We start from the raw sequence: 21,277 nt of genomic DNA on the forward strand, positions 1-21,277 counted from the left end.
GCGCGGGAGCACGGCTGGATGATGGCAGCGCGCTGACATGCACAGCCTCCCCCTCTTCGTCCGGCTGAACGGCCGCCCGGTCATCCTCGTCGGCGACGGCGAGCCCGCGGAGGCCAAGCGGCGCCTGCTCGAACGCGCCGGGGCGGTGGTGGTTGGTGAGGAGGCGCCGGCGGCGCTGGCGATCGTCGCGGACGACGAAGCCGCGGTCCACCGGCTGAAGGCGCGGGGCGTGCTGGTCAACGCGGTCGACCGGCCGGATCTGTGCGACTTCACCCTGCCTGCGATCGTCGAGCGTGGCGACGTGATCGTCGCGATCGGCACCGGCGGCGTGTCGGCGGGGCTGGCCGCGGCGCTGCGCCAGCGGCTGGAGGCGTGGCTGCCCGCCGGCCTCGGCAGCCTTGCCCGCTTGCTGCACGATTCGCGCGACGCGATGCGCGTGCGCTGGCCCGACGGCGGCGATCGGCGCCGCGCGATCGGCGCGGCGCTGTCGCCGGGCGGCGCGCTCGATCCGCTCGCCGACACGCGGGACGTGCCCGCCTGGCTGGCGAGCGGTGAAGCACCCGCGGGCGGCTTGCGGCGCTTCGCGGTGACGTGCGACGATCCCGACATGATGACTCTCGCCGCCGCCCGCGCGCTGGCGCAAGCCGACCGCGTCTATCACGACGCCGATGTCGCGCCCGCCGTGCTCGACCGCGCCCGCGCCGATGCGGTGCGGATCGCCGGCACGCCTCCGGTCGACCTGCCGCCCGGCAACAGCGTGTATCTCGTCCGATGAGCGGCTTCGCCTTTGCCGTCACCGCCAGCCACGCGGAATCGATCCCGCTCCACTCCGCGCCGGCGCACGAGGGCGCCGACCTGCTGTGGATCCACCTGTGCGTGTCGAACGACGAGGCGCGCCGCTGGCTCGCCGATGAAGCCGGGCTGCCCGACTATGCGATCGAGGGGTTGGTCGCGGCAGAGACGCGCCCGCGCTGCACCGCGATGGGCGACGGCGCGCTCGTCAACCTGCGCGGCCTGTCGCAGGAAAAGGTCGGCAGCGACATGCTGGCCTCCGTGCGCCTGTATGCCGCCGCTGGCCGGGTCGTGTCGGTGACGCGCAAGCCGCTCGAATCGCTCGACGTCGTTCGCGCCAAGGTCTCGGCGGGGGCGATCGCCGATCCGGGCGACCTGATCGCCGAATTCGCCACCGCCATCACCGAGGAGCTGGACCCGGTCGTCGCCGATCTGGGCGACGAACTCGACGATTGCGAAAGCCGGCTCGACGCGCACGCCGCGTTCGAACTGCGCCGCACCGTCAATCGCGTGCGGATCGAGGCGATCGGCTATCGCCGCTTCCTGTTCCCGCAGCGCGCCGCGCTCGAGAAGCTCGCCGGCCTGCCCGCGGAATGGCTGCAGGACGACGACCGCCTCCATCTCTCGAGCGCCGCCGACCGCGCTGCGCGCATGGCTGAGGAGGTCGAATCGATCCGCGAGCGCGCCGGCCTGATGCACGAAACCCTGACCGACCTGCGCGGCGAGCTGATCGACCAGCGCAGCCTCGTCATCGCTATCGCTGCGATGGTGTTCCTGCCGCTCACCTTCCTCACCGGCCTGTACGGCATGAACGTCGAGGGGCTGTGGTTCGCGAAGGAGCCATGGGCGTTCGACGCGATCGTCGGGATCTGCGTACTCGTCGCGGGTGGCGTCACGGGGTATTTCGTCCACCAGCACTGGACGCGGTGAACCTCAATCGCGGGGACCGAGGAACTCGAACATCTGCCCGACCATGATCGCGATCTGCGGTCGCGCGCGCTCGATCGGATCGGGTTCGGCCATGTTGATCGCGACGCCCAGCGGCGTCGGCCAGCCGCGCAGCGCGTGCGTAATACTGCGCAGGCCGATCAGTGTCGACACCGCCGCCTGCCATCCCGCTGCAGTGGCGACCAGACCGATCGGCAGCCCGTGGAAATAGGGGCGCTCGTCGCCGGCCATCAGCTCGACATGGTCGAGCGCGTTCTTGACCATGCCCGAGAAGGTGCCGTGATAGCCCGGCGATCCGATGATGACGCCATCGGCATCGCGCAGCGCGGCGAGGAAGGCGTCGACGTTGACGTCGCCCCCGGTCGATCCGGGCTCGAAGTTCGGAAAGGCGATGGCGTCCCCGGTCAGCAACGTCGTGCGCGCGCCCTTCGCCGCGGCGACGTCCAGTGCCTCCTGCAGCACGCGGCCGGTCGAGGATGCAGCGCGGGTCGTGCCGCCCAGGGCGACGATATGCGGACGGCTCATGGCGCGGTGGCTAGCGGAGAAGGCGCGCCAATCCTACCCCTCGTGGCGGAAGGTTCACCGACCCCGCGCCGCGGCCCAGGCGCCGGCGATCTCGTCCAGCGTCGTCGCCACCGACAGGAAAGGGGCGGGGTCCGAGCCCAGGCTGGCGTCGACCACCTCGGTCCGCGCGCCGCGATAGACGCGCGACAGCGTCCGTGACACGTCGCCGCCGTTCTCGAAATCCAGCCCATTCTCCAGCGCGAACAGGATGACCAGCGCGCGCGTCACGCGCTCGCTCTTCAGGTCGTAGCGCCCGTTGGCGGCGGCCCATGCCGCCGAGCGCAGCGCGCGGCTAGCCTCGGCATAGAGCAACCCGACGAGGCCGGCGGCATCCTCGCCCCCCGTGCGCCCGGCCAGATCGACCGAGCGGTAGGTGGCCTCCGCACCCGCAAAGGCGGTGGCGTATCGCGTCATGAGCTGGCGTTCCAGGCGTCGACCTGCGCCTTCATGAACGCCTGCGTCGCCTTATAGGCGGACACGCGCGCATCCATCGTCGCATATTGCTGCGTCAGTCGTTCGGTGGTGGCGGTCTGCGCGGTGGCGATCTTGAGCTTCTCGGCGGCGAGCGCCGACTTCGCCGAAGTATAGCGGGTTTCCGACGCGCCGAGGCCGGTCGTACGGCTGGTTACCTGCGACGATATGGCGTTGAGTGCGGCCGAGATGCCGCGGCCGGATGCGCCGATGCCCCGATCGGCGAACATCGCCTCGACCGCATCGGGGGCGGCGGCGATCACCTTTTCCAGCTTGGCGGTGTTGACCTCCAGCGTGCCGTCCTTGTTCGTCTGCACGCCCAGCTCAGCGAGCGTCGTCGGGCTGCCGTCGGTTGCGCCCGACAGGCTGGTCATCGTCAGGCGCGCGAGCGAGCGCTGCATCTCGCGCGCTGCACTGTCGCCGGCCAGCTTGCCCTCGACGGGATCGATCGCGGCCTTCAACGTCGCGAAGAGTTCGTTGTAGGTCGCGACGACGTCGTTCACCGCGGTCTTTAGCGCATCCACCGGCGGCGTCGCGCCGAGCGTCACGCGCGTGCCGGGAACCGCGGACTGCAGATCGAGCCGGACGCCGGGGACGAGGTCGGAGATGCTGTTGGTCGGGCGGCGCACCTCGACGCCGTCGACCGCGACGACGGCGTCGCGCGCATGGGTGGCGATGCTGGTGCCGGCGGCACCGGCGCCTACGTTGACGATCGCGGCGAGGCCGGGGTCGGCGGCAGCGTCCGTGGCCGTGATCGAGAACGCTTTTTCCGCGCCGCTCGTGCCCTTCAGCACCAGTCGTTCCTTGCCATTCTCGGTCAGGACCGACGCGGTCACGCCCTGCTTGGCCGCGTTGATCTTCGCGGCGATGCCGGTCAGCGTCGCGTCGGCGGGGTCGATGACGATCGCGGGCGGCAAGGGGCTGGTGGTGGAGGCGGTGAAGACACCCGACGAATCCTCGCTGCCGAAGCTGATCTGGATCGATCCCGACCCGGTCGCCGCGCCGGCGGCCAGCGCCTTCGTCGGATCGGTCGCGGCGACCTGCGCCGACGCCATCGCGCGTACCTCGACCGTCGCGTTCAGCCCGGCGTTGCGCGCGCCCGGCAGCGTGGTCGCCTTCACGATCGCGGTGTTGCTGCTGGTCGCGGCAGTGGTCAGCGTGCCGCCCTTGACCAGATTGGCGAGCGCGGTGGCGAAGGTGGTGATGCCGCTCTTCAGGGTGGAGACGGCGGACACCTGCGCGGTCAGCGTCTCGGTGCGCGTCTCGACCTGCTTGGTCTTCGCGCCATATTGCGCATCGACCAGCGTCGTGACGAGCGCGGCGATATCGATCCCCGATCCGCCGCCCAACGTCTTCGTAATCGAATCGACCAACGCGAATTCCCTTCCCTAGGGATAGCGACCGGACGGGGCGGGAGTTTAGGGGTTTGCGGTCGAATTGGCGTTGGAGGCGGAGGTTGGAAAGCGCCTCTTCCGTTCGTGCTGAGCTTGTCGAAGCACTGCCCTTTCTTCGTGCGGCATCGTCAGCGGCACGAAGAAGGACAGCCCTTCGACAAGCTCAGGGCGAACGGGAGGGGAGTTGCCCGCATCCACCCCGGTCGGGCGCGTCGAAGCTACCCCTGCTTCACCCCGTTCTCGTCGAAGCGCGCGGTCGTCGGTACGGTGACCAGCGGTTGCAGCCCGCCCGCCGCCTTGTTGACCCCGAACACGAAGGCGAGGACGGTCGCGATGGCGAGGTACAGGTCGTCGCGCACCTCCTGCCCGTCCTTGCTGGTATAATAGACGGCGCGGGCGAGGGCCGGATATTCCAGCACCGGCACCGCCATTTCGCCGGCCAGTTCGCGCAGCGCCAGCGCGGTCGCGCCGCGACCCTTCGCCACCACCACCGGCACCTGATCGCGCCCCTGATCGTAGCGCAGCGCGACCGCGAAGTGGGTGGGGTTCGTGAGGACGACGTGCGCCTCGCCCATTGCCTTGCGGAAGCCGCCCTTCATGATTTGGTGCCGGCGGTTGCGGATCGCCTGCTTCTTCTCCGGCCCGCCCTCGGCGTCCTTATGCTCCTGCTTCACCTCTTCCATCGACATGCTCAGGCTCTTGTTCAGCCGGAACGCCGCGATCGGCACGTCGATCATCGCGATGACGACGAGGCCGCCGGCCATGACGAAAAGTAGGGTCAGGAAGGTACCGCCGAGATTGCCGATCGCGCGGTGGAAGTCCGAACTCGACAGGCCGACCGAACTGGTCGCGATCCGCGACAGCATGACATAGCCGATCGCGCCGAGCAGAATGACCTTCAGCAGCGACTTGCCGAGTTCCACCCACCCGTTGGCGCCGAACATGCGCTTCAGGCCCGCGGCGGGGTTCAGCTTGGACGCCTTAGGCGCCCACAGCTTCGCGTTGAAACCGATCTGGCCCAGACCCGCCTGGCTGGCGATGGCGGCGATCACGGACACCGCGAACAACATGCCCATCGACGGCGCGAGCTTCCATCCGGCCTCGGCCAGCGGGCGGAATGGTTCGAAATGCTCGATGTCGGCGCGCCCGAAGGTGAACCCCGCCGCCATCACCGCCTTGCACGCCGACAGCAGCCCCGGCCCCAGCATCGCCAGCCATGCGCAACCGACCATGATGCCGAGTGCGGAGGCGAACTCCCGGCTCTTGAGGATGTTGCCCTTTTCCCACGCCTTCTCCAGGCGTTTGGGTGTTGGGCGTTCGGTCTTCTCGCCGCCCTCCGACATCAGCCGAGCACCAGCCGGGCGGTCATCTCCAACGTCTCATGGACGATGACGAGCAAATAGTCGCCCATCGCGGGCATGCCGGCGATCAGCGCGACGACGCCGACCAGCAGGCTGGCGGGCAGGCCGACCGCGAACAGATTCAGCGCCGGCGCGGAGCGGGACATCATGCCGACGACGAGGTTGAGGCACAGCAGCAGGAAGCCGACGGGCAGCGCGAGCAACAGCCCGGCGAGGAAGGCGTAGCCGCCGAAGAAGGCGATGGCGCGCAACCGCTCGGGCGCGATCCACGCCGCGCCGGGCGGCAGCGCGTCATAGCTGCGCACGACCAGATCGACGAGGATGAGGTGTCCATCGACCGACAGGAAGAGCAGGGTCAGCAGGATCGACAGGAACTGGCCGATCGCCGGCGACGACGCGCCGTTCACCGGATCGATCGCCTGCGCGAAGCCGATGCCCATCGACGTGCCGATCAGTTCGCTGGCGACCAGCGGTGCTGCGAAGGCGATCTGCAGCACGAAACCGATCGCGAGGCCGACCAGTGCCTCGCCCGCGACCGACAGAAACGTGGTGAGCGCGAACACCTGTTCGGGTGCCGCGATCACGCGCGCATTCATCGCGAGGATGCCGATCGCGCCCGCCAGCACGATCCGCACCGGCAACGGCACGCTGACCGCGCCGAACACCGGCGCCGCGATGAACGCCGCACCGACGCGGATCATCGTGAAGAGCAGCGTCCACAGCTGGGGTTCGACGGCGAGACCGAAGCCTAACATGACGCAGACCGCGAGAGCGCGCACGCTGCGCGCCACGCGGGCAAACCCGCGTCGTCGGTCCACGGCGTTGCCGAGGCCGGCCGTGCTTGCGCGGTCTGCGCGGACGTGGCCGCGCGCGCGCTGCGCATCACCTTACCAGATCCGGAATGCGCTCGAAGATGCTGGTCGTGAAATCGCTCAGCAGCCCCAGGATCATCGCGCCGAACACGACGATGCTCACCGCGACGACGATCAGCTTGGGCACGAAGCTCAACGTCTGCTCGTTGATCGACGTCGCCGCCTGGATCATGCCGAGGATCAGCCCGGAGACCAGCGCGGGGATCAGGATCGGGGCCGACGCCAGCGCCAGCACCCACATCGCCTCGCGCGCGACGGTCAGGAAATAATCGGCGTCCATCGCGTCAACTCACGAAACTGTTGGCGAGGCTGCCCATCGTCAGCGCCCAGCCATCGACCAGCACGAACAGCAGCAGCTTGAACGGAAGCGAGATGATCTGCGGACTGAGCATCATCATGCCGAGCGACATCAGCACGGTCGCGACGACCAGATCGATGACGATGAACGGCAGGAAGATCAGGAAGCCGATCTGGAACGCTGTCTTCAGCTCCGACGTGACGAACGCGGGCAGCAGCACGGCGAACGGCACGTCGGCGGAATTGGCATAGGGGCCCGACTTCGCGATGCCCGCGAACATCGTCACGTCCTTCACCCGCGTCTGCTTGACCATGAAGGCATGGAAGCTCTTGCCACCTTCCTCGATCAGCTGTGTCGCCTGGATGCGGCCGGCGGCATAGGGCTGGATGGCGTTGGTGTTCACTTCGGAGATGACGGGCGCCATCACGAACATCGACAGGAACAACGAGAGTCCGATGATGACCTGATTGGGCGGCGAATTCTGCAGGCCAAGCGCCTGGCGCAGGATCGCCAGCACGATGACGATGCGCGTGAAGCTGGTCATCATCAGCAGCAGGCTGGGCAGGATCGTCAGCAGCCCCATGATGATGAGGACTTGCAGCGACAGCGACAGCGGCGCCTGGCCGCCACCCAGCTGGCCCAGCGCGCGGTCGACCGCGTCGCCGACGCCCGGCGCGGCCGGCGGCGGCACCGGGGGTACGGTCTGCGCGAACGCCGGGAAGGCGACCAGCATCATCGTCATCACCGCGAACACGAGCATCAGCCCGCGCAGCGTGCGCCCGGTGGCGCTGTCGAGGTTCGGGAACAGCGTCACTGACCGTCTACCCGCAGACCGGTCCGATCGCCGGCCTTGTCGATCAGGGTGACGCCGCCGCGGCCGACCGAGATCAGCAGGCGACGCCCCTCGAAATCGACGACCGCCAGGCGCAGGCCCGGCGAGATCATCATCGTCTCGCGCACCTTCAGCAGCTTCTCGCCGCTATTGCCCGGCATCCGCGCCTCGAGGCGCCGCCAGAGGTATAGGCAGCCGACCAGCAGGCCGCAGACCAGCGGCAGCAGCACGACGAGCTTCAGGATATAGGACCACATCATGGCGTCAGCGGCTCGCGCGCTTGTCGGGGGTGACCAGCTCGGTCATCCGCACGCCGAACTTCTCGCCGACGGTCACGACCTCGCCGCGACCGATCAGCGTGCCGTTGACGAACACGTCCAGCAGCTCGTTGGCATGCCGGTCGAGCTCGATCACGCTCGCCTCGCCGAGTGCCAGCAGCTCGCGCAGCGAAAGCTGGGTCGAACCGATCTCGACGGTCAGCTTGACGTCGACATCCTGCAGCAGCCGGAAATTGGCCGCCACGGATGCGTCGACGGGAAATCCGCCAGCCATGTCGTTCATTGCTCGTCCTCTTCGTCGATTCGGTTCAATTGGGTGATGCGGATCGCGGCCTTGCCGTTCGACGTGCCGACGGTGCCGGTGCCCAGGCGATCGCGACCGACCATCACGGCCACGTCGGCGCCGAAGCTGACCGGGATCACGTCGCCGACCTTCAGGTCCATCAGCGTGGCGAGCGGGATCACCGGCTCGGCCAGCACGGAGCGGACCGGGAAGCGCACGTTCATCGCCGCGCGGGTCAGGCCGGCGCGCCATTTCGGTTCGGGCGCGGCGGTGCGGCCCAACACCTTGCCGGTCAGCGTCGCGCCGAACGGCTTCAGCGCCGCGACCGGATAGACGAGATCGATGAAGGCAGGCTCACGGCCGTCAGCCACGATCGCGAAGCGGGTGACGATCATCGCGTCGTCACCGTCGATGCCCAGCATCGCGGGCGAGCTTTCGGGGTTGGCACCGCGGAAGGCGACGCGCGCGAGCGGCTCCCACGCGCGGCCCAGCGGCTCGGCGACCATCTGGCCCAGGCGACCGATCATTGCCTCGGTCGCGGGGGTGAATTCGGTCGGCAGGGTGCGCGGACGCTCCCCGGTGCCGCCAAAGAACAGGTCCAGCGTCTCGATCACGAAACCGCCGTCGAACACCACGAGCGCGCGGCATTCGCCGGGGTTCATCGCGAGCGGCAGCCACGCGGTCAGCCGGCCGTCGCGCTCCGCCGAATAATCGGCAAAGCGCTGGACGACCAGCGGCTCGGCCCAGGTCCTGAGCGAGGTGCGCAGCACCGGCTCGAACACGCCGCGCAGCGTGCGCGCCAGCCGGGCCGACAGATGCTGCAGCGTGTGCAGGTCACCGAACGGATTGAGATTGGCGACGCCCAGCGACGCGGCATGCTCCGCCCCGCCCGCCGGCCGTTCGCGCCGCTCGATCGTGTCCGTTGCCGTGCCGTTAACCACACCTCACTGAACAACAAAATTGGTAAAGTAGACGTTACCAATCCCGCCGAATCCTTCTTTTTGCTTCAAAACACCGTTGATCGCTGCGACGAGCCGCTTCTGGAGCTGCTCCTTGCCGTCGTTGGTGAAGACGGCATCCTCCTCCGTGTCGCCCAGCGTCATCAGGATCGCAGACCGCACCGCGATCTCATGCGTCTTTAGATTCCCGATCACGCGGTCGTCGTACGGCGTCGACACGGCCAGCCCGACCTGGATGAAGTGGACGCTCTCTTTCAGGTTGGAGGTGAACTCCTTCTCGATGGTGTAATAGGTCGAGGCATATTTATCGCCGCCCTCGCCCGCCGGGGTCGTCATCCCGGCGTGCGAATTGGCGGCAGGCGCAGCTTCGCCTTCCTCGCCGCCGCCGCCATGGTCGCCGCCGCCTTCACCGCCCTCGGCACCGCCTTCGCCGGCGCGCTTCTCCTCGGATTTCGGGACGAGCTTCGGCTTGTCCGCATCCTCTTCGGCCGCCGTGTCGTGCTTGCCGCCGATCATCCCGCTCGACGCGGCATACAGCCCTGCGCCGACCCCGCCGCCGACTAGCACCAGCAGGCCGACGCCGAGTACCAGCAGCTTCATCATCTTGCCCTTCTTCTTCGCGGGCTTGGCGTCGTCCTTCGTGTCGCTCATCTCTCAGTCCTTCAGGCGAGTCGTGTGTCGGTGGTGGTGCCGGTGTCCTCGGTGCGCGTGCGGCCTGCGCGCAGCGGCTGGCGCGGGGCGGCGGTCTCGCTCCGGCGCTCGCCCTGGCCCTGACCCTGCGCGCCCGAATCGACGCCCGATCCGCCGAGCTTCAGCCCGCGCGCCTCGGCCATTTCGGCGAGTCGCGGCGCGGCTTCGGCCAGCAATGTGCGGGCGTGCGGATTGTCGCTGGTCATGCGCAGCTGGATCGCGCCCGTCGCATCGCGCGTGACGGCGACGTCGACGTTGCCCAGCGCGTCGGGGGTCAGGCGGATACGCGTCTCGCTCTTGCCCGATTCGCCCTGGATCGTCTCGATCCGGTCGATCATCTTCTCCATCCAGTCGGTCCGCGTCGTGTCGACGAGCGGAAGTCGCGCATCGAGTGCGACCGGCGTCGGCTGGGCGGTGGCGGGCGCGCCGACGCCGCTCAGCGACAGGCTGGCGGCGATGTCGGACAGCAGCGCGTCGGCGCGCGGCTCCTCGCGCCGGTCCTCGGCAAAGGCGAACATCGCCGCGGCGAACGCCTGCGCGGCCGGCTGCGGGATCGATGGCGCGGTCGGCGCCACGGCGGGCGCGGCGACCGTGACGGTGACGCGCGGGGCGTCGGGCGAGGACAGGCGCTCGGCGGCCGCAGGGGTAACAGAGGGCGCGGCGGCGGAAGGCGCCGCTTCCGTGGTCGCCTGAGCCCGGGCGGCGGTGGGGAACACGGAGTCCGTCGTCGCCTGCACGGATGCGACCGGCAGCGTCGCGTGTGCGACAATGGTGAGGCGATCGACGGTCGCCGGCTGCGCCTGCGGCAGCGCCGGTCCCGGCGTCAGCGCGGGGCGGACATCGAACGGTGCCGCCGCCGGCGTCGGCCGCGCGTCGCGCACGGGCCGAAGCGTCGGCGTGACGATGGCGTCGGTTGCGGGCAGCGACGACAGCGGCCGCCCCCTGGTGCCGGACACAGCCTTCGCCTTGGTGCCTGCGGTGGGTACGCCGTCGGCGACCGCCCCGGCTGCGACGGCGATCGGCGGGGCGGCGTCGGTGGCGGCGGCCGCCGGGTCGGCGACCTGAATCATCGCGACCGAAGCCTCGGTCGGAACCGGCGTCCGACTCGGCGCGGCGGTCATGACCGGAGCCGCGGTGGGAACCGGCGTCCGACCCGGAGCGACGGTCACGACCGGGGCGTCGCTGACGAACGCGGCCACCGCTGCCTCCTGCGGCGCCGGTGGCGTCGCGGCGAGGGGCGGGGGGGAGACCTGCGTCGCGGGCTGCACCGGCAGCGGCGATACCTCGAACGGCGTACGGGCGGGCACAGCGGCGTCGGCGGTCGCGGGCACCGGATCGTCCGACGTGTCCGACGACGACGGCGCGGCATCGTCACCGATGACGGCATCGGCGGGCGTCCGGCGGGCGGCGTGACGTGTCGCACCGCGGGGCGAAGTCTCCGCGTCCGGCTTAATCGCGCGCGTCGCCTTGTCCGGGACGCTCGGTGCGACGCCGCCCGGGGTCGGCACGATCGGCGCGGCGTCCTCTGCTGGAGCCGCATCGATCCCGGCGACCGGCGCGGTCGGCGCCGGCGCAGCCTCCGTTTCCACCGGCGCGACCGGTACGGGGGCCACCGGCGCCGCCACGGCGATCGTGGCGGGAGCGATCTCGGGGGTCAGTGACGGCGGTGCGACGGGGGTGTCGCTGTCGCTCGGCAGATCGGCGGGGCAGACATTGGGAAGGTCGGGCGTCCAGTCGCTCAATGCCGGCCGCGTCGACGTCTTGGCGCCTGCCGGTACCGGCTCGGCGGTTACGGTCTTTCCGGGGCGGAAGGCGACGGGGACCACGTCGGGGATCGGGGCAGGCGCTGGCGTGGGGAGGTCGTCGAACGCGACCGTCATGCCGGCCGGCGCGGGCGTCGCCACCGCCGGCATAGCGGGCGCGACCGGCAAATCGCTGCCGGTCGCGGCAGGATCCTGCAGGGCCGGCGTCGCCACCACCGTGTCGGCGACAGGCAGCGCCGTTGGCATCGTACCCGGCACGCCCGGCACAGACACGCTCTGCATCGGCACGCCCGGCGCGATCACCGCCGGCGCGGCGCCGGCCACCGCCATCTCGGCGAGCGCCAGCGTGAACGCGCTGGTGGTGCCGAGCGGGGAGGCGGCGGGCCGACCGATGTCGATCGGACCGGGCGTCGGCAATGAGGATAGCTGGATCATTGGCACGTCGGCACTCTCGCGAACGGGATCGTCGCGGGTCAGCTCAGCAAGGATCGTGCCGATTGCGGCGGAAGGTCGGTGCCTCCTCCATCGCGCGCAGTTCCTTCAGCGCGACCTGCGCCTCGGCACGGACGATCAGCTTCTCGATCGCGGACTGGTCGCGGCGTGCCTCGCGCGTCGCGGCGCGGGCGCGTTCGAGTCCGGCTTCAGCCTGCGCCACGCGCGTGTCCGCCGCCACGGCCGAGGCGTGCAGCCGGTCGCGGTAATAGGCTGCCGCCGCCATGCTTGCGGCAAATCCCGCATCGCTCGCGCGCGGCGCGACGCTATCGGCCAGCTGCGCGATCCGGGCGCTCAGCGCCGATTCGCTGTCGACGCGCGCGCCCGCCGCCGATTCCTGTGCCTGCACCTGTCCCAGCTGCAACGTCCGCACGCGCAGCAGGCGGCCCAGCCGCTTGGTATGTTTGTCAGCCATCGCCGAACACGCCGGTCAGCTCGGTGACCGCCTCGTCAAGGCCGATGATCTGGTCGGCGTCCTGCCGCACATAATCCATCACCGCGCCGTGATAGGCGATGGCGGCATCGATCGCGGGATCGGCGCCGGCGCGATAGGCGCCCATCAGCACCAGATCCCGATTCTCCTCATAGGTCGCCAGATGGCGGCGGAGGATGCGCGCGGCATTCTGGTGCGGGCGCCCGACGATGTCGGTCATCACGCGGCTGACCGACGGGCCGATGTCGATCGCAGGGTAGACGCCGCGTTCGGCGAGCGCCCGGTTCAGCACGATATGCCCGTCCAAAATCGAGCGTGCCGAATCGACGACGGGATCGTTGCCGTCGTCCCCATCGGCCAGCACGGTGTAGATCGCGGTGATCGACCCCCCGGTGATCGCGCAGGTGCCCGCGCGCTCGATCAGGTTGGGCAGCATCGCGATGGCCGACGGCGGATAGCCGCGCGCCGATGCCGGCTCGCCCAGCGCCAGGCCGATCTCGCGACCGGCATGGGCGACGCGGGTCAGCGAATCCATGATGAGCAGCACGCGCTTGCCCTCGGCGCGGAACGCCTCCGCAATGGCGGTGGCGCGCAGCGCGCCGCGGATGCGCAGCACGGGCGAATGATTGGCGGGCACGGCGACGACGACGGAGCGCGCACGCGCCTCGCCGTGAATCTTGGTTTCCAGGAAGTCGGCGACCTCGCGGCTGCGCTCGCCGATCAGGCCGACGACGACGACATCCGCCTTTGCCGCGCGGACGATCATGCCCAGCAGCACCGACTTGCCGACGCCCGAACCGGCCATGATGCCGACGCGCTGGCCCTGACCGATCGTCAGCAGGCCGTTGATCGCGCGCACGCCGACGTCCATCGGCTCGCGCACGCGACCGCGGTCGAGCGGCGACTGGATGCGTCCGGCGAGCGGCCAGCGGCCCGCGCCGCGGATCGGACCCAGCCCGTCGATCGGCTTACCTGCGCCATCGACCACGCGTCCCAGCATCGCCGCGCCAACCTCCGCCTCGCCCGGTGCGCCGGTCGGGCGGACGGGGGCGTTGGGCAGCAGCGCGGCGGGACCGCCGAGGTTCATCAGCAGCGTCTTGCCGCCGCGAAAGCCGATCACCTCGGCCTCCACCGCATCGCCCACCGAACAGACGGTGCCGACCGGCAGCGACAGGCCGATCGCCTCCATCAACAGGCCGTCGTAGGACGACAGCCGCCCCGACACGCGCGGACGCGGCGTGAAGTGATCGATGTTCAGGCTGTCGAGATAGGCATCGGCGAAACGGTTCAGCATGAAGGCACCGCCACCCGGTCGATCGCGGCGTTCAGCTGTTGCAGCCATTCGTCCGGCCCATCCTCGACGATGGTGGATGCGCTCTCCAGCACGAAGCTGCCGCGCGCGACATTCGCATCGCCGACCGCGAACAAGGTTTTCGGCAACCGCCCCTCGACCAGCACGACGTCGGCGGGGTTCAGTCGCAGCATCGCGCTTTCGGCCGAGTCGGCCAGCAGGTCGACCGCCGATTCGACACGCGCCACCAGCAGTTCGGCCGACACGCCGATCTCGCCGACCAGCCGCGTGACCAAGGTCAGCACGGTCTGGCGCAGCTGCTTGGCCAGCGCCTCCCGGTTGAAGCCGCCCGCCTGTCCCAAGGCCTCGCCGAGCGCCTCGGCCAGCGCGCGGTCGCGACCGGCATCCGCGGCGACTTCGGCCAGCGCGGCGGCATAGCCCTCGGCATGGCCGGCGGCGTGTGCGGCGGTCAGCGGGTCTACAAAGGCGTGGTTCGGCTGGTCGAGCGTCGGATCGAGCGGGTCCCAGCCCTCGGTCGGGTTGGCGCCCGGATCGAGCGGCGCGAAATGGCGCGGGCCGCCGTCCTGCGCGGCGAACCCGCGCGGTGCGGCCAGATCGCGGGTCTCGAACGGCGCGGGCGCGGCGAAGGCGGCGTTGAGCGCCGCTGCGATCCCGTCGTTGCGGCTGGCGAAGCCGGCACGGAAGCCGGTCATCGGACAATGCCTCCAACCGTTCGCCCTGAGCTTGTCGAAGCCTGTCCTGAGCGACTGCCGCAGGCAGGCAGTCGAAGGGGGCTGTCCTTCTTTGTGCCGCACGTACCGAACGAAGAAGAGGGGCAGGGCTTCGACAGGCTCAGCCCGAACGGAGATTGGGTCCGCGAAGCCAGCTCAGACATAGTCGTCCTCGCCCCCGCCCATGATGATCGTGCCGTCCTTGGCGAGGCCGCGGGCGACGCCGATGATGATCTTCTGCGCCTCCAGCACCTCGGATAGGCGCATCGGACCGCGGCCCTCGATCTCGTCGCGGATGCCGTCGGCAGCGCGCGCCGACATGCAGCCGAGGAACCGGTTGCGCACCGCCTCGTCCACGCCCTTCAGCGCGCGCACCAGCGCGTCGCTGTCGACGTTGCGGATCAGCACGCCCAGGTTCTTGTCGTCCAGCTCCAGCAGGTTGTCGAAGACAAACATCGCCTCCTCGATCGCGCGAGCGACGTCCTTGTCGATCTTGTGGAGCTTGGGCATCACCCGCGCCTCGGTCGCCTTGCGCGCCGACTGCATGATCTTCGCAGCTTCCTTGGTGCCGCCCAGCTGCACGCCGGTGCCGCCCGACGACGTGCCCTGTCCGACCCGCGCCGACAGCATCGTCTTCAGCGTCTCGACCGCCTCGGGGGTGATCGGCCCGAGCTTGGCGATGCGGTGCAATATGTCGGGCTGCATGGCCTCGGGCAGGATCTCGAGCACCTGCGCGGCGATCGCGGCATCCAGATTTGCGATGATGATCGCGGCGACCTGCGGGTGCTCGTCCTCGATCAGACCGGCGATCTCATGCGCGTCCAGCCAGTCGAGCAGGTCGATCTGGCACTGCGCCTCGGGCGGGGTGATGCGCGCCAGCACGCTGTCGGCCTTGTCCTGCCCCAGCGCGCGGGTCATCATCCCCTCGATCTTCGGGCGCGGGTCGAAACCGATGTCGGTGCGGTCGCGCGCATGGTTGGTGAAATCGGACAGCACCGTCTCCACCTCCTCCTCGCTCACGTCCGCGACCGCGAACATCGCCTTGCCCAGCTGGCGCACCTCTTCGGGGTCCAGCTTCTGCAGGATCGCGGCGGCTTCCTCGTCGCCGACCAGCATCATCAGTACCGCCGCACGCTCGACGCCGGTATAGACGCGGCCGACCAGGGTTCCGGTTTCGACGTTCACTGGCCGTCCCCGCTGCGGATCATGTCGCGCACGGCGAGCGCGGCGCGCGCCGGGTTCTCACGGGTAAAGCCACGCACCAGACCGACGCGGTCGTCATAGCCGCGCGCGCTGTCGAGCATCTCGATCGACACCGGGACGGTGCCGTCGAACGGCACGCCCTGCTGCTCGGACGGATCGGCGCCGGGGTTGGCGAAGGCAAGCTTTGCGCCGGCGGGTGCTTCCTCGCGCTTCTTCATCAGCGCCTTCGCCATCGGACGCACGCCCAGGAACAGGACGAGCAGCGCGATGACGAGCGCGGTGGCGTTGCGCAGCACCATCGGCACCCATTCCGCCTGATACCAGGCCGGCGCAGCGGCGGCGGCATCGGTCGCGCCGGTGAACTTCTTGGAGATCACCTGCACCTGATCCTGACGCTGCGGATTGAAACCGACTGCGGCCTGAACCAGCTGGGTGATCTGCTGGATCTCCAGCGCGGTGCGGCGGCCCTTATCGGGTTCGCGCAGCAGCACCGCGACCGACAGGCGCTTCAGTTCGCCGGGCGCCGAGCGGCTGACCGAGATCTCCTTGCCGGTGTCATAGGCGCGGGCGAAGCTGTCCGATTGTTTCAGCGCATCGGTGACGGGGCCGGCGGGCGTCGTCTGCGGCGCACCGGGGGGCGGCGGCTGGGTGCCGCCGGTCGCGGGGGTGGCGAGCGTCGATGCAGCGGGCGCGGTGTTGCTGAGCGCACCGGGGATGCCGCCGGGCGTGGTGCCGGCGCCGGGCTGATTGCCGGTCCAGCTGCCCTGTTCGGCGCGGACGGTGCCCTGCTTCTCGTAGGTTTCGCGGGTCGCCTGCGTCTCGTCCAGATTGACGTCGGCCTGCACCTCCGCGGTGAAGTTGCCCGCGCCGATCAGGGGCGTGAGCAGCTGCGCGATCTGGGTGCGGACCTTCTCCTCGACCTGGCGCTGCATGGCAAGGCGCTTGTCGCCCTCGGTGATCCCGCCCGATCCGTCGCCGTTGCTGAGCAGCGTGCCCATCTGGTCGACGATCGTGACGGCGTCGGGCTTCATGCCCGGCACCGAGGAGGCGACCAGATTGACGATCGAGCGTACCTGCGCGTCGCTCAGCGCGCGGCCGGGCTGCAGCTTCACGACGACCGATGCAGTCGGCGCCGCACGGTCGCGGACGAAGATGGTCGATTCGGGGGTGGCGAGGTGGACGCGCGCTTCGGCGACCGCGTCGATCTCCTGGATCGAGCGGGCAATCTCGGTCTCGCGCGCCTGCTTGACGCGCTCGCCCTCGACGACGCGGCTGACGCCCATCGGCAGCTGGTCGAGCAGCGCATAGCCGCCCGGCGCCGCCTTCGGCAGATCCTGTCCGGCCAGCAGCAGGCGGGCGCGGTGGTAATCGTCCTCGCCGACGGTGACCGATCCGGTATCATCGACCCCATTGTCGATGTTGGCGGTGTCGAGCGCCTGCATGACCGCGGACTTGTCGGCATCGCCGAGGCCGGGGAACAGCACCTTCTGCGGGGGAACGCGCAGCGCGCTCCACGCGAAGGCGGCGGCGGCGATCAGGCCGATCATGAAGATCATCGGCAGCGCGCGCTTGACCGCGGGCTGCGACATGAAGCCGCGCGCCTGGGCGAGGGGGTTGGCGAAACCGGACGGACCGGCGGGCGTGGTGGGGACGAGTTGGGTCGCCATGTTACACCGGCATACTCATGATGTCCTTGTACGCGGCAAGGAGCTTGTTGCGGACCTGCAGCGTCGCTTCGAACCCGACCGAGGCCTGCTGGCGGGCCAGCATCACCTTGGCGATGTCGATCGTCTCGCCGCGCTCGTACTGCGCGGACAAGTCGGTCGCCTGCGACTGGGCCTGGCTCACCGACTTCAGCGCTTCGCCCATCGTGTCGGCGAAGCTCGCCGGCTTTGCGGGCGCGGAATTGCCGATCGGGGCCGGCGCGTTGCCGGCATCGGCCGCCGCGCGCGACAGTGCCTGGTTACGCTCTAGGATCTGGTTGCGCAGCGCCATCACCCGGTCGATGCCCATCGCACCGCCTACACCGCCGACGGTCATGCCATTGCCTTCCGGTCATGCGCGGCGACGATGGTGTCGCCCTGCTCGCGCGCCTTTGCCAGGCGATAGCGGAGCGTGCGTTCGGAAATGCCGAGGCGCCGCGCGGTTTCGATCCGGCTGCCGCCGCACGCGGCGAGCGTCTCGCGGATCGCGGCGAACTCGCTCATCTGCACGACCTTGCCCAGCGTCCGGCCATGCTCGTCCACGCGCTCCTCGAACATGCGCTCAGGGGTCTGCGGCGGGCGGTCGAAGATGATGTCGCCGATATCGATTGTGTCACCGCGGGCGAGCAGCAGCGCGCGCTGAATGACGTTTTCCAACTCACGGACATTGCCCGGCCAGTCGTAACCGATCAGCAGGTCGAGCGCGTCGTGGCTCAGCCACGGCAGGACCGCGCGGTCGCCGGCATGGCGGACGATCATCGACGCGGCGAGCGCGGGGATGTCGCCGCGCCGCTCGGCGAGCGCGCGGGTCGACAACGGGAAGACCGACAGGCGGTAGTAGAGATCGGCGCGGAAGCGGCCGGCGGCGACTTCGGACTGGAGGTCGCGGTTGGCGCAGGCGATGACGCGGACGTCGATCTTCTCCGCCGCGGTCGCGCCGATCGGCACGACCTCGCGCTCCTGCAGCGCGCGCAGCAGCTTGGCCTGCAGGCCGATCGGCATCTCTGCGATCTCGTCGAGCAGCAGCGTGCCGCCGTTCGCCGCGCGGAAGAACCCGTCGCCGCCCGACGACGCGCCGGTGAAGCTGCCCTTCACATGGCCGAACAGCATCGCCTCCAGCATGGTTTCAGGGAGCGCGGCGCAGTTGATCGCGATGAAGGGGCCTGCGGCGCGTGGGCTGCCGTTGTGGATCGCGCGGGCCAGCACTTCCTTGCCGGTGCCGGTCGGGCCGCCGATCAGGACGGTGATGTCCGATGTCGCGATCCGCTCGGCCAGCGAGAACAGCGCCAGCGTCTCGGGATCGGCGGCGATCGGCGCGCCGGGGCGCAGCATCGCGGTCGCGAAGCCGGCGCCCAGCGCGGCCTCGTCGCCGGTGAAGCTCAGACGGGCGGGGTTGCCGTCCCTGAACGGCATCGCTTGCGGAGCGCCTTCGCCGATCACCAGCGTGCGGCCGGCGACGGGGGGCGTCTCGCCATCGGCGATCAGGAACAGGTCGCCGGGCGTCGGCTTGCCGGTTTCGAACGACCCGATCGCGAAGCCCTGCGTGCGCAGGCCCGAGACCAGTGCGTAATTCTGCCGAAGTACCGCTGCCGATGGGAAAAGTGAAACCATGCCGAAACCCCTTGTGCAGGCTTCAGATGCGCCACGACTGGTTAACGGCGCGTAAAACATGGCCGCCGGCCGGCAGATTCCTGCCCCTGTGATCCGGGCGCGCGGCGGCGCGTGACGCGCGCGGGATTCAGGAATCCCTGTGTGCATGGGGGCGGGGCGGCCGGCGGCACGGTTTCGAAAATCGGTTCGCGAAAGTGCTTAATCCGGCCCGGAACCGGCCGTTACCCCCTGTGGCGGCTCGGCTCTCGCGTCAGGGGGGGTAGCGGGATCGCCGACTTTGACACGGAGATTCACATGACTGTTATCGGAACCAACATGGGCTCGCTGCGCGCCGCGAATGCGTCGAAGTCGGCCGGCCTCGCTCTCAACAGCGCGATGGAGCGCCTCTCGACCGGCAAGCGCATCAACTCGTCGAAGGACGACGCCGCCGGCCTCGCCATCGCACAGTCGATGACGTCGCAGGTCCGCGGCATGGGCCAGGCCATCCGCAACGCGAACGACGGCATCTCGCTGGCGCAGACCGCGGAAGGCGCGCTGGGCGAAGTGTCGAACATGCTGCAGCGCGTCCGCGAGCTGTCGGTGCAGTCCGCATCGGGCACCTATTCGGACGTCGATCGCGGCAACATGCAGACCGAAGTCACCGAGCTGACCTCGCAGATCCAGGACATTCTGAAGAACACCAAGTTCAACGATGTCCAGATGTTCGCGAGCTCGGCCGACGTCTCGATCAACATCCAGACCGGTTCGAACAACGGCTCGACCGTCGCGCTGAACGTCAAGGCGCTCGACCTGTCGTCGATCACCGGCCAGACGATCGCCGCGCCGACGCCTGCCCCGACCCCGACGCCGACGCCGACGCCGACGCCGACTCCCACGCCGACGCCGACCCCCACGCCGACCCCGACCCCGACGCCGACTCCCACGCCGACGCCGACCCCGACGCCGACCCCCACGCCGACGCCGACCCCCACGCCGACCCCGACCCCGACGCCGACGCCGACTCCCACGCCGACCGGAATCCAGATCACCACCGAAGCGACGGCGAAGACCGCGCTGGGTACGATCGACACCGCGTTGAAGGCCGTGGCATCGACCCGGGCCAGCCTGGGTGCCGGACAGAGCCGCCTGCAGTCGGTGGTCAACAACCTGACGACCAACATGACCAACCTGTCCGAAGCGCGCAGCCGCATCGAGGATGCCGACTTCTCGGCAGAAACGGCGGCACTCGCGAAGGCCCAGATCCTCAGTCAGGCCTCTACGGCAATGCTCGCACAGGCGAACCAGAGCCAGCAGAGCGTGCTACAGCTGCTCCGCTAAGCGGCGACAGGCTTGCGGGGGTGGCGTCACCCCCCCTGACCGACGCCACCCTTGCGAATGCGAAGCCCCGGTGGTCGACAAGACCGCCGGGGCTTTTGCTTTACGCGATGCGCCCGCCGTATCCGCCGGTGAGAAGCGCGGTCAGCCGATCCAGATGCCGGTGACCCGCCACGCCCCGTCCTCGCGCGCCAGCGTCATCGTCTCGGTAGCGTCGGCCTTGTTGGCGAAGCTGGTACGGAACTTGACCAGCCGATAGCCCGCCGGCGGCGCCGGCACGTCCTCCTGGCTGACGAGCGCGCGGGTCCGCACCGCGCCAAGCGGCGCCCGCGCCTTCTCCGACGCCGCCGCCCAGACCGCTGCGGTGTTGAGTTTGCGGAACGACGACCCCGTCTCCTTCCAGCTGTCCTCCCATCGCCCGGCATCGACCAGCGCGAGCCAGTTGAGCGCGGCGGCGGCGACCTGTGCGTCGGTCGCCTCGGCCTGGACCGTGGGTGCCGGCGGGACGGCGGACGGCGGATTGCTGGCGATGGCGAGAAGGGCGATGGCGATGGACATGACGGCTGCTCCGATGGCGAGCGGTGCCAGGCGACGTGCCCGGCCCCGGTCGGTGTTCGACGCGGCAGGGTCTTCCACATGGCTATGGGTCGGGGCGTCCCCGATTCGCTCGTCCCCTACGGATTCGGGGGTCGCGCCTTCGCGGGCGAGCAGCATCCGCGCCGCCTCGCGACTGCTGGACACGGCCAGCTTGCGCCGCGCGTCGCGCAGCCGTTCGTTGATCGTATGGACGGAAAGGTCGAAGTGGCGCGCGATCGATTTCGCGTCGTGGCCGCGCAGGATCAGGCGCAGCGTCTGCTTCTCCCGGTCGGTCAGCGCGTCATAGCCATCCGACATCCGCACCGGCCCTCGTTCGCCACGTTTCTCGGGCGCGACCTATGCGGAATGGGGGCGGCCGGGCCACCCCCAAAATTTCGTACCGCTGCGCTGGGCTCGC

Annotated in this window: 23 protein-coding genes; 3 read left to right on the top strand and 20 right to left on the bottom strand. The window is 69.8% G+C overall.

Annotated elements, in window-relative coordinates; translation table 11 throughout:
• Positions 1-37 precede the first annotated feature (37 nt).
• A complete protein-coding gene (locus tag ACX40P_RS01890) occupies positions 38-775 on the top strand; it encodes a precorrin-2 dehydrogenase/sirohydrochlorin ferrochelatase family protein (protein ID WP_459124596.1) in 738 nt (245 codons plus the stop codon).
• Positions 772-1,722: a zinc transporter ZntB gene (locus ACX40P_RS01895; RefSeq protein WP_459124597.1), complete on the top strand. Its 951-nt coding sequence runs from the start codon at positions 772-774 to the stop codon at positions 1,720-1,722. Before ACX40P_RS01890 ends, ACX40P_RS01895 begins: the two co-directional genes overlap by 4 nt.
• 3 nt (positions 1,723-1,725) lie before the next feature.
• Here ACX40P_RS01895 and ACX40P_RS01900 read toward each other — a convergent pair whose 3' ends face one another.
• The 19 genes from ACX40P_RS01900 to ACX40P_RS01990 form a co-directional block, all read right to left on the bottom strand.
• On the bottom strand, positions 1,726-2,265 hold the full coding sequence (locus tag ACX40P_RS01900) for an NADPH-dependent FMN reductase (RefSeq protein WP_459124598.1): 540 nt from the start codon (positions 2,263-2,265) through the stop codon (positions 1,726-1,728).
• Between the two features lie 54 nt (positions 2,266-2,319).
• Complete coding sequence (locus ACX40P_RS01905; protein ID WP_459124599.1) at positions 2,320-2,718, bottom strand: flagellar protein FliS; 399 nt, start codon at positions 2,716-2,718, stop codon at positions 2,320-2,322.
• The gene (gene fliD / locus ACX40P_RS01910; protein ID WP_459124600.1) at positions 2,715-4,148 is read right to left on the bottom strand and encodes a flagellar filament capping protein FliD; all 1,434 of its coding nucleotides are present in this window, start codon (positions 4,146-4,148) and stop codon (positions 2,715-2,717) included. The genes ACX40P_RS01905 and fliD overlap by 4 nt, the downstream gene beginning before the upstream one ends.
• A 239-nt stretch (positions 4,149-4,387) precedes the next feature.
• Positions 4,388-5,512, bottom strand: a complete 1,125-nt coding sequence (locus ACX40P_RS01915) for an EscU/YscU/HrcU family type III secretion system export apparatus switch protein (protein WP_459124601.1) — start codon at positions 5,510-5,512, stop codon at positions 4,388-4,390.
• Complete coding sequence (gene fliR, locus ACX40P_RS01920) at positions 5,512-6,285, bottom strand: flagellar biosynthetic protein FliR (protein WP_459124602.1); 774 nt, start codon at positions 6,283-6,285, stop codon at positions 5,512-5,514. The genes ACX40P_RS01915 and fliR overlap by 1 nt, the downstream gene beginning before the upstream one ends.
• A 127-nt stretch (positions 6,286-6,412) precedes the next feature.
• A complete protein-coding gene (gene fliQ, locus ACX40P_RS01925) occupies positions 6,413-6,682 on the bottom strand; it encodes a flagellar biosynthesis protein FliQ (protein WP_459124603.1) in 270 nt (89 codons plus the stop codon).
• A 4-nt stretch (positions 6,683-6,686) separates the two neighbouring features.
• The gene (fliP, locus tag ACX40P_RS01930) at positions 6,687-7,460 is read right to left on the bottom strand and encodes a flagellar type III secretion system pore protein FliP (protein ID WP_459125210.1); all 774 of its coding nucleotides are present in this window, start codon (positions 7,458-7,460) and stop codon (positions 6,687-6,689) included.
• 50 nt (positions 7,461-7,510) lie between these two features.
• Entirely contained in the window at positions 7,511-7,792 is a 282-nt protein-coding gene (locus ACX40P_RS01935; protein ID WP_459124604.1) for a flagellar biosynthetic protein FliO, read from the bottom strand.
• A 4-nt stretch (positions 7,793-7,796) separates the two neighbouring features.
• Positions 7,797-8,093, bottom strand: a complete 297-nt coding sequence (gene fliN / locus ACX40P_RS01940) for a flagellar motor switch protein FliN (RefSeq protein ID WP_459124605.1) — start codon at positions 8,091-8,093, stop codon at positions 7,797-7,799.
• Positions 8,090-9,034, bottom strand: coding sequence for a flagellar motor switch protein FliM (locus tag ACX40P_RS01945; protein WP_459124606.1), 945 nt, complete (start codon positions 9,032-9,034; stop codon positions 8,090-8,092). Before ACX40P_RS01945 ends, fliN begins: the two co-directional genes overlap by 4 nt.
• 3 nt (positions 9,035-9,037) lie before the next feature.
• A complete protein-coding gene (locus ACX40P_RS01950; protein ID WP_459124607.1) occupies positions 9,038-9,703 on the bottom strand; it encodes a flagellar basal body-associated FliL family protein in 666 nt (221 codons plus the stop codon).
• 11 nt (positions 9,704-9,714) lie between these two features.
• Positions 9,715-11,940 (bottom strand): flagellar hook-length control protein FliK, encoded by a 2,226-nt coding sequence (locus ACX40P_RS01955; RefSeq protein ID WP_459125211.1) that lies wholly within the window; start codon positions 11,938-11,940, stop codon positions 9,715-9,717.
• Positions 11,941-11,983: 43 nt separating this feature from the next.
• Entirely contained in the window at positions 11,984-12,412 is a 429-nt protein-coding gene (locus tag ACX40P_RS01960) for a hypothetical protein (RefSeq protein ID WP_459124608.1), read from the bottom strand.
• A complete protein-coding gene (locus ACX40P_RS01965) occupies positions 12,405-13,724 on the bottom strand; it encodes a FliI/YscN family ATPase (RefSeq protein WP_459125212.1) in 1,320 nt (439 codons plus the stop codon). Before ACX40P_RS01965 ends, ACX40P_RS01960 begins: the two co-directional genes overlap by 8 nt.
• Positions 13,718-14,434 carry a FliH/SctL family protein gene (locus ACX40P_RS01970; RefSeq protein ID WP_459124609.1) on the bottom strand — a complete coding sequence of 239 codons (717 nt, stop codon included), beginning with the start codon at positions 14,432-14,434 and terminating at the stop codon, positions 13,718-13,720. Before ACX40P_RS01970 ends, ACX40P_RS01965 begins: the two co-directional genes overlap by 7 nt.
• Before the next feature lie 174 nt (positions 14,435-14,608).
• Positions 14,609-15,637 (bottom strand): flagellar motor switch protein FliG, encoded by a 1,029-nt coding sequence (gene fliG, locus ACX40P_RS01975; protein WP_459124610.1) that lies wholly within the window; start codon positions 15,635-15,637, stop codon positions 14,609-14,611.
• Positions 15,634-17,322, bottom strand: a complete 1,689-nt coding sequence (fliF, locus tag ACX40P_RS01980) for a flagellar basal-body MS-ring/collar protein FliF (RefSeq protein WP_459124611.1) — start codon at positions 17,320-17,322, stop codon at positions 15,634-15,636. The genes fliG and fliF overlap by 4 nt, the downstream gene beginning before the upstream one ends.
• Before the next feature lies 1 nt (position 17,323).
• Positions 17,324-17,695 carry a flagellar hook-basal body complex protein FliE gene (fliE, locus tag ACX40P_RS01985; RefSeq protein WP_459124612.1) on the bottom strand — a complete coding sequence of 124 codons (372 nt, stop codon included), beginning with the start codon at positions 17,693-17,695 and terminating at the stop codon, positions 17,324-17,326.
• On the bottom strand, positions 17,692-18,969 hold the full coding sequence (locus ACX40P_RS01990) for a sigma-54 interaction domain-containing protein (RefSeq protein ID WP_459124613.1): 1,278 nt from the start codon (positions 18,967-18,969) through the stop codon (positions 17,692-17,694). The genes fliE and ACX40P_RS01990 overlap by 4 nt, the downstream gene beginning before the upstream one ends.
• Positions 18,970-19,263: 294 nt before the next feature.
• Between ACX40P_RS01990 and ACX40P_RS01995 the strand changes: the two genes are divergently transcribed.
• Entirely contained in the window at positions 19,264-20,286 is a 1,023-nt protein-coding gene (locus ACX40P_RS01995; protein ID WP_459124614.1) for a flagellin N-terminal helical domain-containing protein, read from the top strand.
• A 141-nt stretch (positions 20,287-20,427) separates the two neighbouring features.
• On the opposite strand, the gene ACX40P_RS02000 is transcribed toward ACX40P_RS01995, so the two are convergent.
• Positions 20,428-21,177 (bottom strand): helix-turn-helix domain-containing protein, encoded by a 750-nt coding sequence (locus ACX40P_RS02000; protein ID WP_459125213.1) that lies wholly within the window; start codon positions 21,175-21,177, stop codon positions 20,428-20,430.
• Between the last annotated feature and the right edge of the window lie 100 nt (positions 21,178-21,277).

This window comes from Sphingomonas sp. RS2018 (genome assembly GCF_054489605.1).